The organism is Polaribacter sp. NJDZ03, from assembly GCF_019263805.1.
GTDB lineage: Bacteria > Bacteroidota > Bacteroidia > Flavobacteriales > Flavobacteriaceae > Polaribacter.
On the sequence record NZ_CP079195.1, the window covers coordinates 680074 to 695417 of the forward strand.

Annotated in this window: 10 protein-coding genes and 1 CRISPR repeat array; of the genes, 2 read left to right on the forward strand and 8 right to left on the reverse strand. The window is 29.2% G+C overall.

Annotation, left to right across the window (positions count from 1 at the left end; all coding sequences use genetic code 11):
- Positions 1-139 precede the first annotated feature (139 nt).
- Positions 140-4717: a type II CRISPR RNA-guided endonuclease Cas9 gene (gene cas9, locus KV700_RS02900; RefSeq protein WP_218599072.1), complete on the forward strand. Its 4578-nt coding sequence runs from the start codon at positions 140-142 to the stop codon at positions 4715-4717.
- A 357-nt stretch (positions 4718-5074) separates the two neighbouring features.
- Positions 5075-5835: direct repeats of the CRISPR family, unit length 36 nt; unit sequence GTTGTGGTTTGATTAAAGATTAGAAAAAACGATATT.
- A 213-nt stretch (positions 5836-6048) separates the two neighbouring features.
- Here the strand turns inward: cas9 and cas2 are convergent.
- From cas2 to nfsB, 7 genes are all read right to left on the reverse strand, one after another.
- Complete coding sequence (gene cas2, locus KV700_RS02905; protein ID WP_218599074.1) at positions 6049-6378, reverse strand: CRISPR-associated endonuclease Cas2; 330 nt, start codon at positions 6376-6378, stop codon at positions 6049-6051.
- Positions 6369-7256, reverse strand: a complete 888-nt coding sequence (gene cas1 / locus KV700_RS02910) for a type II CRISPR-associated endonuclease Cas1 (protein ID WP_218599076.1) — start codon at positions 7254-7256, stop codon at positions 6369-6371. The genes cas2 and cas1 overlap by 10 nt, the downstream gene beginning before the upstream one ends.
- A gap of 188 nt (positions 7257-7444) precedes the next feature.
- Entirely contained in the window at positions 7445-8980 is a 1536-nt protein-coding gene (locus KV700_RS02915; RefSeq protein ID WP_218599077.1) for an SDR family NAD(P)-dependent oxidoreductase, read from the reverse strand.
- 4 nt (positions 8981-8984) lie between these two features.
- Positions 8985-10292 carry a DEAD/DEAH box helicase gene (locus KV700_RS02920; RefSeq protein WP_218599078.1) on the reverse strand — a complete coding sequence of 436 codons (1308 nt, stop codon included), beginning with the start codon at positions 10290-10292 and terminating at the stop codon, positions 8985-8987.
- 194 nt (positions 10293-10486) lie between these two features.
- Positions 10487-11827, reverse strand: coding sequence for a DEAD/DEAH box helicase (locus KV700_RS02925; protein WP_218599081.1), 1341 nt, complete (start codon positions 11825-11827; stop codon positions 10487-10489).
- A 139-nt stretch (positions 11828-11966) separates the two neighbouring features.
- Positions 11967-12854, reverse strand: a complete 888-nt coding sequence (locus tag KV700_RS02930; RefSeq protein WP_254712961.1) for a hypothetical protein — start codon at positions 12852-12854, stop codon at positions 11967-11969.
- Between the two features lie 190 nt (positions 12855-13044).
- Positions 13045-13704, reverse strand: a complete 660-nt coding sequence (gene nfsB / locus KV700_RS02935) for an oxygen-insensitive NAD(P)H nitroreductase (RefSeq protein ID WP_218599082.1) — start codon at positions 13702-13704, stop codon at positions 13045-13047.
- Between the two features lie 129 nt (positions 13705-13833).
- On the opposite strand from nfsB, the gene KV700_RS02940 reads away from it, so the two are divergent.
- The gene (locus KV700_RS02940; RefSeq protein WP_166387083.1) at positions 13834-14172 is read left to right on the forward strand and encodes a helix-turn-helix domain-containing protein; all 339 of its coding nucleotides are present in this window, start codon (positions 13834-13836) and stop codon (positions 14170-14172) included.
- Between the two features lie 235 nt (positions 14173-14407).
- On the opposite strand, the gene KV700_RS02945 is transcribed toward KV700_RS02940, so the two are convergent.
- Positions 14408-15286, reverse strand: a complete 879-nt coding sequence (locus tag KV700_RS02945; RefSeq protein ID WP_218599085.1) for an AraC family transcriptional regulator — start codon at positions 15284-15286, stop codon at positions 14408-14410.
- Between the last annotated feature and the right edge of the window lie 58 nt (positions 15287-15344).

Genomic DNA, 15344 nt, shown 5'->3' on the forward strand with positions numbered 1-15344 from the left:
TCAATTAAGAGGGCTCTAAATAGGTACTTCTTGAATCACTTCAATCAGATTATTCCAACGGCTATCTTGCAAACAAGTGCCTTATTGTGATTTGATTAGTGTAAAAGTAATGTTTTTTTGAATATAAAATAAAAAAATAATGAGCAAAATAAAATTAGGATTAGATTTAGGAACAAATAGTATAGGTTGGGCAGTTTTAAAAAAAGCAGACAAAAAGTATAATTTTTTAGAGAAATATGATAAGAATAACAATTTAATTCCAACAAAAGGAAGTTATATTTTTCCTAAAGGTGTAAATGCTGATGAAAATTCAAAAGCAGCAGAGCGTAGAGGTTTTAGAAGTGCTAGAGTAAGATTACAGCGTATTATTTTAAGAAAAATAGCTACGTTAAAGGTTCTAAATAAATATGGTTTGTGTCCAACTTTTGAAGAAGGAGAACTTAATACGTGGAAAAACAAAAAAATATACCCATGTGAAAATGATGCTTTTATTGAATGGCAAAGAACGGGTAAGAAAAATGGAAAAGGTAAAGTTGAACACTTAAAACAGCCTTACTATTTACGTCATTTAGCTGCAACCAAAGAAGGTTTAATGGATTTTAAACAAGGACGTTTGCAATTAGGTCGAGTTTTTTACCATTTAGCACAACGACGAGGGTATTTATCTAATTCTGATGAAGAACAAACAGAAGATAAATTAGAGCTGTTTAAAATTGAAGTAATAAAATTGTTAGAAGAAGTAAATGATTCAGGCGCATTTAAAGACCCTTTTGATGTAATTTTAAATAGTAGAAAATCCGACAAAAAAGTAAAGACATTAGGTAGTAAAATTAACAGAGAACTTAAAAAGGAAATTGAATTTAAAAAAATAAAAAGCTTTATAATAACTGAATTTGATAAACCAGATAATCAAGGTAAAGTTTTAAAAGCTATAAATGAGCTTTCAAAAGAAATTAAAACAGCTGCTAAAAAAGGAGAATGTGCTCCAACAATGGGAAGTTATTTTTACTCAATCTATACCAAAGCAGACAAAAAGACTGGACTAATTACTAAAATAAGAGGACGATATACACATAGAAATGAACATTATTTAGAAGAATTTAATATTATTTGTAACAAACAAAATATTAATGGTGAATTAAGAACAGAATTACATAATGCTATTTTTTATCAACGCCCTTTAAAATCTCAAAAAGGACTTGTTGCTAAATGTCCTTTAGAACCCAAACGAAAAAGAATTGCTTTATCACATCCTCTTTTTGAAGAATTCAGGATGTGGGAATCTATCAATCGAATTAAAATTTCAAGAAGTGAGAATGCCAACTTAGAATTTTTAACAAAAGAGGAAAAAGAAAAAATAAAAACACTTTTCTTAAAGGTAGGTGATTTTGAATTTAGACAGATTGCTTCGTTATTAAGCGGAGATAAAACCTATAGCTACATTAAGAAAACTAAAGAGGTGTTTTTTAAAAAAGATGTTAAACCTGTTGAAGGAGGAGTCGCTGAAATATTTTTTAATTTCCCTATTGACAAAAAATTTTCTGCTTGTCCTACGACATCTCATTTAATAAAAGTTTTAGGAAAAGAGGAATATTATAATTATCCATTTTTAAATTCTGGTTATAATGATGAAAAAGAAAAAGCGCAAATAAGCATTGAAGATATATGGCATTGTTTGTTCTTGGATTCTTTTGGACAAAAAGATAAGAAACAAGGAAGAGCTGATTTTGCAAGAAAACATTTAGTTTTAAATGAAAAAGATATAGAAGACTTTCAAAAAATTAAATTAGTAAAAAGCTACGGTAGTTTAAGTAAAGCAGCAATAAAAAAAATTATACCATTTCTTCAGAAAGGAGAAATTTATACGCATGCAGTATTTTTAGCAAATATTTCAGATGTTTTAGGTCATAAACTCTCAGAAAAAGAGCAAGTAACAGTTACTAATGCTGTTGTTAAATCTTTGAAAGAGCATAAAGTAGAGAAGCAAATTAAAGGTATTTTGAATAACTTCATCAGTCTGTTAAAGAACAAAGAAGAAAATAAAGATGTTATTCTTGGAGAAGATGAGTACAGTATTGAAATCTTTAAAAAAGAGTTTAAATTTGAGTTAATAAACTGGTTAGGAGAAAGGCAGTATGAAAAACTATCTAAAACTAAACAAGATGATATTTTTAAAGATTGTTGGAATCTATTTTACAAAGAAGCGTTAAATAAATTACCAAAAGAAATTTCCTATTTAAAAACTGAAACAATCCCCAATTTCATATTAAATAAATTACAAGAAGTTTTTCCAAACGATAGAATCGATATAACAAAATTATATCATCCATCTGCAATGGAAGCCTATCCAAAAGCGCATAAAAAACTAGGTAATCCTGAAATAAGCTCTATTAAAAATCCTGTTTTTAATAGAGCAATGCATCAAATTAAACGATTGTGTAATAAGTTGATAAAAGAAGGTGTTGTAGATAAAGATACCTTTGTTAATGTAGAGGTTGCGGGAGAAATTAATAGTGCAAGTTATCGTAGAGCTTTATCAGAATGGCAAAAAGACCAAGAATCTATAAGAGATTGGGCAAAGAAAGAAATTATAAAAACTTATCCAAAAGAATGTCAGCATGAAATAAATCCATCAGATTCAGATGTTGTAAAATACATTTTATGGAAGGAACAAAATCATCAATGTTTATACACCAGTTTTAAACCAATTTCTATTTGTGATTTTTTAGGAGATAAAACGACTTATGATATCGAGCACACAGTTCCTAGAAGTAAACTCCACGATAATTCTTTAAGCAATAAAACTTTAGCAAATGCAGAATTTAATAGAAAAATTAAAAAAGATATTTTACCAGGTTTGTTAAATGTAAACTTTAATGGAGAGCAAATCAACAAAGCTTCCATACTAAATAATAGAGATGCTAATTTAAGGTCTTATTCGATTAAAAGTAATATACCAAATTGGAATGTGAGTTTGTCAAGTCTAAAAGCAGCGTATAACAAATTTAAAAATGCAGCCAAGGCAATTTCAGATCCTATAAGTCATAGTGAGGTAATGACAAAAGCGCATTACACTAAAATGAAATTAGATTATTTAAGCGCAAAATATAAAACCTTTGAAACAGAAGAAATTATACAGAGGTTTACAAATGCAAATTTGGTAGATACTCGTATTATTTCAAAATACGCAAGGGCTTATTTAAAATCATACTTCAATAACGTAAATGTAGTTAACGGAAAAATCACCGATACCTTACGAAAAATGTGGGGACTGGAAGGTGAATATGCAAAAAAAGACAGGAGCAATCATATTCATCATTGTATTGATGCTGTAACAGTTGCTTGTGTAGAAAAAGGAACTGCAAATTGGATTTCTGAAGCATTTCATAAATATGAAAGTGATTATTTTAAAGGGAATAACAATCCTAAATATAAATTAAAAGAACCAATGGTTGATTTTGCTCATAGGATGCATAATTTACATAAGGAGGTTTTTGTTTATCACAAACAAATAGACAGAATTAAACCATTACTTGAAAATCTAAAAAAAGAGCAACCTAAAAAGCTGAATTTAAAAGGGAAACTAAACAGCCAAACCCCCTATGCACATATTAAAAAGAATGATAAATTGATTTTTGCACAACGAAAATCCATTGGTAGTATTACTGGAAAGGACATTGAAAATATAATTGATGATGGAATCAAAACAAGATTAATTGCTCTTGCCGACTTAAAAGGTTGGGAAAAACTAATGGAGTTTCAAGTAAAAGGAGATGAAGATGCAAAAGAAAAGGAAATGGAACATAAAAAAGGAATTGCTTTTCGGGTTTTTGACAAAATAAAGAAAACAGATAAGAAGAAAGAAATTGTAGTTGAGGGTATTACAATAGAAACAATTTTTTCTGAATATTCAGAAACATCAGAATTTACAAATATACTTTATGATTCTATTATAAAAAAAGATATAGATATTAAGAAGAGTGAAAACTATAAAAATAAAATTATTAATGAGGTAACTAATTTAACCCGAACAAAAGGATTAGAGTTATTGTTAAATGAGAATAAAGATAGCGAATATCCTGCTATAATATTGCCAGAATATTTTGATGAGAAAAAGAAAAAAATGATTGGTACAATGGTAATTAAACGCATTAGATTACAATCTTCTAAATCGAATCTTAAAGATTACAAAGAGATTAGAGCTATTGATAAATCAAAATTTGACTATAAACAAGATTATTATTATGATAAAGAAAGCTATACCAATTATGAGGCGAGAATTTTTGGAGATTTATTGCCAAATAAAGAAGGTAAATTTAAAAATAGAGATTTTAAGTTGATAAATCATTATAATATTGTGAAAAATATTTTTGAAAAAGAAGAAGGTCATTTAGTTCTAAAGCTTCACCAAGATGATATGTTTTTAATTTTTGATAAAGACCCTTTGGAAGAGGTGGTTTGGAATAACAAGTTAGATTTGCAAAATCGATTATTTAAAATAATCAAATTTAATGAGAATGGGATTTTCGTTTTATCTAGACATAATTATGCTGCAGGAAATGTTGATAAAGCAAAAGCAATTAAAAATGAAAATAATTTATCCGATTTAACCGAAGTAGTTTTAAGAAGAAGTCCATCAACTTTGAAAATAATACCTGCCAAGATTGATGCTTTAGGTAATTTAAATATCAATTACTCTTTAAATTATATAAAATAATGATATAACTTATGATATTTGATGTTAATTTACATTACTAAATTTAGAAATTATGACTAAGCAAAGTGTTTACTTCTCTAAAAAAAATGATGAATGGTTAAAAAAAAAATATCAGAAGACGAGTTTAACAGTAAAAGTGAGGCTATCAATTACCTTATAAAACAAGCACGAAATAAAAAAGAATATTATAATTTTGTACGACTAAAAATAAAACGAAGAGAGTAAAGTGGTTTTAGTAATAAAAATAAAGAAGTATTATTAGCTGAAGTTAAAAGCAATTTAAAATAATGTATTTGTATAAGCTATCTATTGAAGCAGAAAAAGATTTGGTAAGGATTTATAAATACGGGTTTTATAAATTTGGTTTGATTAAAGATTAGAAAAAACAATATTCTAATTTTACTTTCTTTTTTAAATATAGATGTTGTGGTTTGATTAAAGATTAGAAAAAACGATATTTTTACAATCTGCTTGGGAAGGTTACATCTTGTTGTGGTTTGATTAAAGATTAGAAAAAACGATATTTTTGGAGATGCTTACAGGAATGATTTTACAGTTGTGGTTTGATTAAAGATTAGAAAAAACGATATTTGCTATTCCTAATTTATTAAAGGATGTTGTGTTGTGGTTTGATTAAAGATTAGAAAAAACGATATTAAAAACAATTAGACTAGCTATGTTTTTGCTGTTGTGGTTTGATTAAAGATTAGAAAAAACGATATTGGCAGCTATCTAAAATCTACAGCGGTAGGTGTTGTGGTTTGATTAAAGATTAGAAAAAACGATATTCTACATTTGTAAGTTGTGCGCCGTTCCCTTGTTGTGGTTTGATTAAAGATTAGAAAAAACGATATTAATATTACTACAGAAAGAGATACGGCTACAGTTGTGGTTTGATTAAAGATTAGAAAAAACGATATTTGCAGATAGTGCAGAACCTCGTTTGATTGAGTTGTGGTTTGATTAAAGATTAGAAAAAACGATATTGAAACTGCCTTAGAAAGTGATGCACAAGAGTTGTGGTTTGATTAAAGATTAGAAAAAACGATATTATTAAAGATTTTGCTCGGAATCTTTACTAAGTTGTGGTTTGATTAAAGATTAGAAAAAACGATATTAGTTATTATGTTAACTACTAGTAATCATGGTTTTAGAGTGAAATATCGTATATAAAAAATGCTTCTTGTAAAGACATAATTGCTTTATTTGAAGTATTTTTTGTTTCCTAATCAATAAATCTGTTCCCAAGAGCATTAGCTATGGCACGGAAATAAATATTTTTATTTAGAAGCAAATAACTATGTATTAAATACTTGCCTACCTCCCCTCGATTAAAAAAGTTCTAATTGCAATGGAGGTGGTTCTTTTGGAGTAGCAACTTTTCCCCAAAAATTCATGATATTACCATATTGTTTATCTGTAATTCTTAAAATACTCACTTTTCCGTAAGGCGGTAATAAAGCTTTTATACGTTTTTCATGAGCATCCGCACTTTCACTACTGGCACAATGACGCATATAAACAGAAAATTGCATCATTGTAAAACCATCTTTTAATAAGTTTTTTCTAAACAATTGCGCATTTCTACGGTCTATTTTAGTATCGGTTGGTAAATCAAAAAAAACAAATAACCACATAATTCTGTATGCATTTAAATCCATAATTTTGGATATAGAATTTTTCTATTTTTCCCTGCATAACATTGCTGTAAAGAACTTGTTGTTCTGCTTAAAGCGACCATTAATGGGCTTTTTTTATCTTCAAAATAAACAGTTTGTGTCAATACACTTAATAAATCTAGCTTAATGGGCGTTATTAAATCGTGCTCATCATATTTGTTTATAATTTCTAAAACTTTTGCATCAATTAAAGGTCTGTAAGGTTCCATAATATCGTCTGCCAAACAAAACGCATTGTATTTATTATGATGATGAATACCAAGCGTATTTAATAAGCCACTACCAGAAAGTGCTCTTGCAACTGCGGCTCTTAAAACTATATAACCATAATTTAAAAATAAATTTGGGTACACGCCTACTCTTTCTCTTTTAAAATTAAAGTCGAAAATATGTTTCCAATAATAAGCTGCCGCTACTCCTTCTCTATTATCTATATCGCCACTTAAAACCTTCGTTTTATAATGATTTAAAGGCGTATTTATTTTTCCTTGTTTTTCTAAAAGTAAAGCTTGGTTTTCTATTTTATACTTTATTATTTGCTGCCATAGTTGTTTTTTTAGTGGTTCTGTAGCATTTATTTGATGTTTAAATAATTCTTGTTGTATGTGATGATTATCTAAGTTTAAAAGCATGCTTTGTGGCATGTGTTTATTATCACAAAAAATAACACTCACATTATTAGCCGCTAATTTAGAAAGTGCCGGAACAGAAATATAGGTCTCTTGGTTTTCTATTACAATAAAACCAATATCTTCTATGGGTACTGTTTTAATTTCTTTTTTTTCATTTTTAACTACAAGTTGCTCCAATTTTGTTGTTAAAGAATATTTATTAGAAAAAAATAGCGTTCTTTTAATCATAGTTTTCGTTTTATACTAGACAATATCTACCACTAAATTGTTTAAAAACAATGTTTTAACAATATAGCTTAGGTAAGAATAGTTATAAATTTTATAATTCTTTTACGGAAAACCGTAACGGTATAAAATTTTACAAAAAAAAAGCTCAACCTATTATAGTTGAGCTTTTTTTTATTGTTTAAATGAGACTACCAATCAATCGGAAAATAATCTTTTAAAAATTTACCAGACCAATGTTTTCCGGTATTAATTCCATCAATTAAAGGATCCATAACTCTTGCAGCTCCGTCTACAATATCTAACGGTGGCTGAAAATCATGTGTTTCTACTTTGTGCTTAGATAATTCTGCAGGATCTTCATCTGTAACCCAACCTGTATCAACAGCATTCATATAAATACCCGATTTTGCAAATGTAGAAGCCGAAGTATGCGTTAACATATTTAAGGCAGCTTTTGCCATATTTGTATGTGGATGTCTGTCTACCTTTTTAAATCGGTGGAACTTCCCTTCCATCGCTGTAACGTTGATAATATGCTTTTTACCCGTATTTTCTTTCATCATTAAATTAGACAAACGATTACACAACACAAACGGAGCAACAGCATTTACCAACTGAACTTCTACCATTTCTGTCGTCTCGATTTCGCCTAATTTTAAACGCCAGCTATTTGTTTTTCTTAAATCTACCTGTTGTAAATCTGCATCTAATTCGCCTTCCGGAAAAACTTCTGCCGTTTGTAATGAGTTGTCAAAACTATACGGAATTTGAGATAATTCAGCAGAATTACGCAAACCAATTCCTGGTTCTGGTCCGTGCCAAGTAACTGGCAACACGTTGTTTTTATCGGTTTTAGCAGTAGATACACTTAAGCTAGACAATTCTTCTAAACAGCCTTCGTGATCCTGTAATAACCTTTGTGCTAACTTTGGTAATTGATCTATCGGTTTCTTTTCGTTCTCCATTAAATGGAAATAAAAACCAGATGGTCTTCTTACTGTTTGCGCTGCATTATTGATTAAAATATCTAATCGATCGTATTTTTGTTCTATATAATTACAGAAAATTTCTACACTTGGTATGTGTCTTAAATCTAAACCATGAATATGCAAACGATGGCTCCAATCTTTATAATCTTCTTCTTTTGCAAAACGAATCGCAGAATCTGCAGGAAAACGAGTTGTTGCTACAACCGTTGCTCCAGAACGTAAACACATTAACGTAATGTGATATCCGATTTTTAAACGAGAACCTGTGATTACAGCTACTTGTCCTTTTAAATCTGTAGTTTGAAAACGTTTTGCATAATTTAAATCGCCACATTCTGTACACATCGTATCATAAAAATGATGCAACTTGGTAAAAACCGTTTTACATACATAACAATTTCTTGGCGATTCTAATTCTGGTGTATCTTCATTTAATTCTGCTGCCCCTAATAATTTAGGTGCCACAAATAAAGCTGCCTCTCTTGCAGAACGAATCCCTGTTGATTTTCTAGCGTGTTTATCGCTTTCAATCATTTTACGTTTTGCTGCTTTTTTTGCGTCTTTACGTCTGCGTTGAAATTCATCACGATTTGGACGAGACAATTCGCCAGCAACTTTAAAAAGTGCGACTCTTTGTTCTTCTGGCAATTCAAAAAGCTGATTCGTATCCTCCAATAATTTTTGAAGGGTATTGATACACGAATTTACTTCTGATTTTAATTCTTTATTACTCATACTCTTACACTTCGTAAATTCTAACTTTTTTCTTTTTTAAACGAGAATTGTTTAATTTCTCAATTAATTCGGCTGTTAATGTTGATGGTACTGCTACAAAAGCACAATCTTGTTTCAACTCTATGTCACCCAGTTGATCTTTACTTAATTTTCCTTGTTTTATAAACAAACCTGCAATATCTCCTTTAGAAATTTTGTCTTTTCTACCGCCAGAAATAAATAATGTTTCCCAAAAAACAGGACTTCTTTCTGCTTGTTTAGAAATGTCTTGTAAATCTGCATGTTTAATAAAATCTGGTAAACGTTCCTCTTTCCATTTTAAAACAAAGGCAGTTCCTTCTGCAGAAACTCTTGCTGTACGTCCGTTTCTATGAGTAAATTCTTCAATTGCTTGTGGCAATTCATAATGAATGATGAAACTCATTTCTGGCACATCAATTCCTCTTGCTGCTAAATCTGTTGCAATTAATAATTGATTGGTTCCGTTTCTAAATTTAATTAAAGAACGTTCTCTATCTTTTTGCTCCATTCCTCCACTAAAGCAACCATGTTTTATGTTCTTGCTCTCTAAAAATGTACTTACATTATTTATAGAATCTTTTAAATTACAAAAAACAATTCCTTGTTTATTTCCTAAATGATTTAGTAAATGTAATAAGGTATTTAGTTTATTTTTAGCTGGAGAAAGTACTGTTCTTATTTGTAATTTTGATGTTACCGCTTTTAAATAATTAACGGTGTTTGGTTTACTTAAACCTACAAAATCAGGAATTTCAACTCCTTGTGTTGCAGAAGTTAATATGCGTTTATTTAAAGATAATTGATTGATGATATTACGCATCTCATATTCAAAACCAACTTCTAAAGACTTATCAAATTCATCTAAAATTAAGGTTTTAATATGTTCTTTAGAAAAACGATCGTTTGCAAAATGATCAGATATTCTACCCGGTGTTCCTATTAAAATTGAAGGAATATGTTTTAATTCTATCTTATCTTTAGACATCGGTCTACCTCCGTAAACCGCATTTACTTTAAAGCCAGAACCCATAGAACGAATTACTTGTTCTATTTGAATTGCCAATTCTCTAGAAGGCACTAAAATTAAAGCTTGTACTTCTTCTAAATTTGGATCTAAAAGTTCTAATAAAGGTAAAGAAAAAGCCAATGTTTTTCCTGTTCCTGTTGGCGAAAGTAAAATTACATTATCGTTTTTATTAATGGTAGCAATCGCTTCTTTTTGCATTTGATTTAACTCTTCAATCTGCAATTTTGATAATATATCTTGTTGACTTTTAATGTTATTTGCCATACTTATTTCTTTTTTTAGTAAATGGTATCATTTACTTTTTTAATGATGTCTGGTTGAATAAAATTAAGACGAACTTAAATATTTATATCTACCATTGACAGTTTATATAACTTACTATTTACAAAAATCACCACATAGATACATAGCTCATATAGTCTATGTTTTCTATGTTCCTCTGTGGTAAATAATATTGTTTATTTCTTTTTCTTCTTTTTAATTATCGCTGGTTTTGTCTTTGCACTAGCTGTTTGTGCTAAATAATTAGACAAAACTTTATCTACCAATTCTTCTTTGGTTAAATGATGAAATATCGTTTTAATCTCTGCTTTTAAATCTTCTGAAATAGCACGATTTGGTTTTGCTTTAAACACTTTTTTAGCCCACAGAATTGTATTATTATCTTCAATACTTTGTGCATCTGCTTTTTTATATTCTTTAAAAACCAACCCTAAATCTTCTTCAAATTCAGGAATTTCTTCTAATTCTTCTGGTTGTATCACACTTAAAGAAAGTCCGGTTGCACCTGCCCTAGCCGTTCTACCGCTTCTATGTACATACGTTTCATATTTGTCTGGTAAATGGTAATTTACTACGTAAGAAATTTCTTTTACATCAATACCACGAGCAGCTAAATCTGTTGCTACTAAAATATCAATATTTCCTTCTCTAAATTGTCCCATTACGCGATCACGAATCCCTTGAGTTAAACTACCGTGTAAAGCACCTGATGAAAATTTATTAATCGCTAAATTTTTAGCTAATTTATTAACGGCTGCTTTGGTTTTACAGAAAATAATTCCGCGTTCTCCTTCTTTAGTCGATAAAAAATGCATTAAAACATTCAATTTTTCTATCGGTTCTACCACCACATATTGATGATCGATGCCTTGATGCCCAACAGAATCCATATCCGTTTCTATATGTTCTACGTGTTTAGACATATAGTTTTGTATCAATTGCTTGATGGTTCCTGGCATTGTTGCTGTAAACAACAACGTTCTTCTAACATTCGGAATTTCTTTTATAATAGCATCTACTTCTTCCTTTAAAGCGCTTACCATTTCATCTGCTTCATCTAAAACAAAGTAGTTGATTTTTGTAATATCAATCGCTTCACGTTTCATCAAATCTACCAATCTACCTGGAGTTGCAATTACAATACTAGGTTGCTGTTTAATCGCTTCAATCTGCGGTTTTATTGGGATTCCACCACAAATAGATATTATTTTCTCCTTTTGTTCATCCGAAGAAAAAGAAAGTAAATTGTCATAAATTTGATGTCCTAATTCTCTTGTTGGCGCTAAAATTAAAACTTGAATATGTGTTTCATCTGCTTTAATTTTTTGCAATAAAGGCAAACCAAAAGCAGCTGTTTTTCCGGTTCCTGTTTTTGCTAAAACCACCATATCTTTCTTTTTATGTAAGATAAAAGGAATGGTTTTTTCTTGAACCGCAGTAGGAACTGTAATTTCTAATTTTGCTAAACGTGCTTCTAATTCTTTATGAATTCCTAAAGATGAAAAAGTTTTTGACATTAAATATATTTTTTGCAAAGATAAGTCTACTTTTATAAGAACAAACAAACTCGCTATATATTATAAAAATAAAAAAATCCACCTAAAAAGGTGGATTTAAACGTGAAATATAATGACACTTTAATTCTAGAGTTGAAAATTAATTATGAAAATTAAACTTCCCATTGGTGTTTTTTCTGTCAGACTCTTTTAAAATGGTTTCCATAACATCCCAATGTTCTGCTATTTTATTGTTTTCTACTCTAAACAAATCGTAATAAGAGGTTGCTTTTCCAGCAAAAGTTCCTTCACTAATGGCTAATACAAAATTCCCTTGTCCTAACACTTTGTGCGTTTTTGTAACAACCATAGCAATTCCTTGTTTTGCCATTCCTTCTAAAACCGCGCCTAAACCAGATAAACCATCTGCAATTTGTGAATTGTGTTGAATGTAGTTATCTCCATCAAAATAATTAGATAGTTTTTCCATTTTACCATCAATTAAAACATCTTTTACAAAATTATGTACCAATGTTTTATTAGCAGTCGTTTTATCTAAATCTGTAATTGCTGTTGTTCCGTCTATTTGTGAATGTCCGCTAGCATTTTTAGGTAAAACTGCTGTTAGATTGTCCCAATGTTCTACAATTTGTCCGTTTTCGAAACGAAAAATATCAAATCCTATTTTTGGACCAAAAAAATCATAAGCTGTCTGTGTAAAAACATAATCTTCATCCTCAAAAGCTCTTACTGTATTTACTTTAAAGCCACCTTCTGGAGCATGACTTAATAAAGCGCCAAAACCTGCTAAACCATCTGCAACCGCAAGGTTATGTTGTGTATAATTAGTTGGGTTAATAAAAGCCACTGCATTTTTATCTCCAGTTTCTATACTCTTTAATACGGCTAATGTTTTTTGTTTATTCGATAATTTACTGATTGTTTCCATCTTTATACCTTCTTTTAAATTTTGATTATTATCTGTTTTTATAGTTTTACAAGATGTGAATGCAAATACTACTGTTATTGCTATAATTGTTTGTTTCATAATTTTTAAAATTGTTATTATTTATGATGCAAAATTAGAATAGAATACCCGTTTCATTAAGATAGATATCGGATTAAAAATGGTTAATATAGAACCTATAAACAAAAAAACTCCTTTTAAAAAGAAGTTTTATGGTTAATGCTATATTTCTAGATACCTAATTCTATAAATTTTAAAAATAGGTTTACGTTTATATTTCAGTAAATATTTCACTTTCTGGTAATCTAGATTTTGGCGTTTTATCTGTAGCATTAAAATCAGTAGCTGTTCTGTAACCAATAGAAACAGCGGTAATTGCTGTAAATCCTTTTGCTCTTAAACCAAACTCCTCATCTAAAGCTTTCATATCTAAACCTTCCATTGGTGTAGCATCAATATTTAAACTTGCAACTCCTAATAAAAATTGACCAATATTTAAATAGACTTGCTTTTCCATCCAATGTTGTACGTCTTTTAAATCGTATTTATGAATATCTGCAAAAGCATTCATTCCGCCATACATTCCGTTTTTTATGTCTTCATTAGGGAATCTTCCATCTTTATCCTGCACTTCTAAAAGATGTTTCATATAAACATCATCTGCACTTGTTCTAGAACAAAACAATACTACTGCAGATGCGTTAACAACTTTAGGTTTGTTAAAGTGATAAAACCCTTCCGTACCTTTTGCTATGCGTTCTTTTCCTGCTGCTGTTTCTGCAATAATAAAGTGCCAAGGTTGTAAGTTTACACTAGACGGACTCATCCTTAATAAATTTTTTACTTCTGCCATATCTGAAGCAGATATTTTTTTTGAGGTATCAAATTCTTTGGTAGTGTATCTCCAGTTTAATGTTTCTGTTAAATTCATTTTTTATATTATTTTATGATGGTTCTTTATTACTATAAATTTTATAGTTGCAAAAGTAAGTATAGTATTTTATCTTTGCAATAACGGTCGGAAAGTATAGTATCTATTTTTGAGTAAAAAATTAAAATTATGTATCAAGTAAACGGTAAAGAATATCCATGTTGTGCAAGTATTACTATGGGCCTAATTGGAGGAAAATGGAAAACGGTTATTTTATTTCATTTAATTGAAGGTAAATTACGCTACAACGAACTTAGAAAAATGATGCCAACGGTAACAGAACGTACATTAAGTTTGCAACTTAAAACGTTAGAAGAAGACGGCATTGTAGCTAGAAAGGTTTACACAACAAAACCACCTTTAAAAGTAGAATATTCTTTAACCGAATTTGGAAAAACATTAATTCCTTTACTAAAATCTATTGCTGAATGGGGACATGTGGCTATTGATAATTATCAGAAAAATTAAATTTATAACCCCTCTTTAGGCTAGGTTACAAAACGGCTTTCTTTTAATGCTTCTATTCTTTTAAAGAATAGATAAAATATTATTATTTCTTTTGATCTTTTTTAACTCAATGTAAACTACTATAACCTTTCTTTTCATTCTAATTGATTTTTAAATTGGATACAAAATTCCAATAATAGTCAGAACTTTAAAAGGTTAATATCTCTATAAAAAGGGTAAATATCTAACCCAAAAACTAAATATATTCTTTTTTAAATTGATTTGGAGTAAAACCTGTATGCTTCTTAAAGTATTTTACAAAATTTGTAGGTTCTTCAAAACCTAACAAATAAGCCAATTCTGTGCTTTTAATTTCAGAATTCATCAATAAACGTTTTGCTTCTAAAACTAAAAATGCATCAATAAACTGTTTAGCAGTTAATGAAATAATGCTTTTACTAATGGTATTTAAATGCTTGTAGGTAATGTTTAGTTTTTCTGCATAAAAATCAGCATTTCTACTTTGCTTATAATTAGTTTCTAACAAAGCTTTAAAATTTAAGAATGTATTTAATTTATCGGAATGTTTTAAATGAAAAGTTTGATATTGTTTTAAACGCTCTAGCTTAGAAAAAATGATAGAATACAACGCATTGTAAGTACTTTCTTGGTTGTAATCTTCTTCTGTATCTCTATATTCTTCATAAAATAATTGAATATACTCCGCTACATTAGAAGTTCTTGGCACTTGCATTATTGGCGAAAATAATTGTGCATTAAACAATCTATCAATTTCATTTTTTGGCAAGGAGTTTAGCTGCTTTTTTAAATAATCTTCTGTAAATAAAACAATAAACCCTTTTAATTTATCATTAAACTGAAAAGCATTCACTTGACCTTTAGAAATATGAATAATGGTGTTTTTTTTAACAGGATGCCAAACAAAATCAACCAAATGTTTACTTACACCTTCTGTGTAAAACACAATCATATTAAATGCAACTTGATGCGCTTTTTCCGGATTATGTTCTTGATCATCCTTACGTTCAAAAAGACTTTCTATCGTTAATATTTCAATACCTATATTATTTGGTTTTTGTGATTCGAATAGTAAATGAGGAAGATTTTTGGTCATAAATACAAATTTATAAGAAAATTAAATACAAACGATAATAATTACAGTTATCAACTTT

What these genes read in the sequence shown, in the direction of transcription:
- cas9 (WP_218599072.1), top strand. Translation starts at nt 140, where the DNA reads ATGAGCAAAATAAAATTAGGATTAGATTTAGGAACAAATAGTATAGGT.
- cas2 (WP_218599074.1), bottom strand. Translation starts at nt 6,378, where the DNA reads ATGGATTTAAATGCATACAGAATTATGTGGTTATTTGTTTTTTTTGAT.
- cas1 (WP_218599076.1), bottom strand. Translation starts at nt 7,256, where the DNA reads ATGATTAAAAGAACGCTATTTTTTTCTAATAAATATTCTTTAACAACA.
- KV700_RS02915 (WP_218599077.1), bottom strand. Translation starts at nt 8,980, where the DNA reads ATGAGTAATAAAGAATTAAAATCAGAAGTAAATTCGTGTATCAATACC.
- KV700_RS02920 (WP_218599078.1), bottom strand. Translation starts at nt 10,292, where the DNA reads ATGGCAAATAACATTAAAAGTCAACAAGATATATTATCAAAATTGCAG.
- KV700_RS02925 (WP_218599081.1), bottom strand. Translation starts at nt 11,827, where the DNA reads ATGTCAAAAACTTTTTCATCTTTAGGAATTCATAAAGAATTAGAAGCA.
- KV700_RS02930 (WP_254712961.1), bottom strand. Translation starts at nt 12,854, where the DNA reads ATGAAACAAACAATTATAGCAATAACAGTAGTATTTGCATTCACATCT.
- nfsB (WP_218599082.1), bottom strand. Translation starts at nt 13,704, where the DNA reads ATGAATTTAACAGAAACATTAAACTGGAGATACACTACCAAAGAATTT.
- KV700_RS02940 (WP_166387083.1), top strand. Translation starts at nt 13,834, where the DNA reads ATGTATCAAGTAAACGGTAAAGAATATCCATGTTGTGCAAGTATTACT.
- KV700_RS02945 (WP_218599085.1), bottom strand. Translation starts at nt 15,286, where the DNA reads ATGACCAAAAATCTTCCTCATTTACTATTCGAATCACAAAAACCAAAT.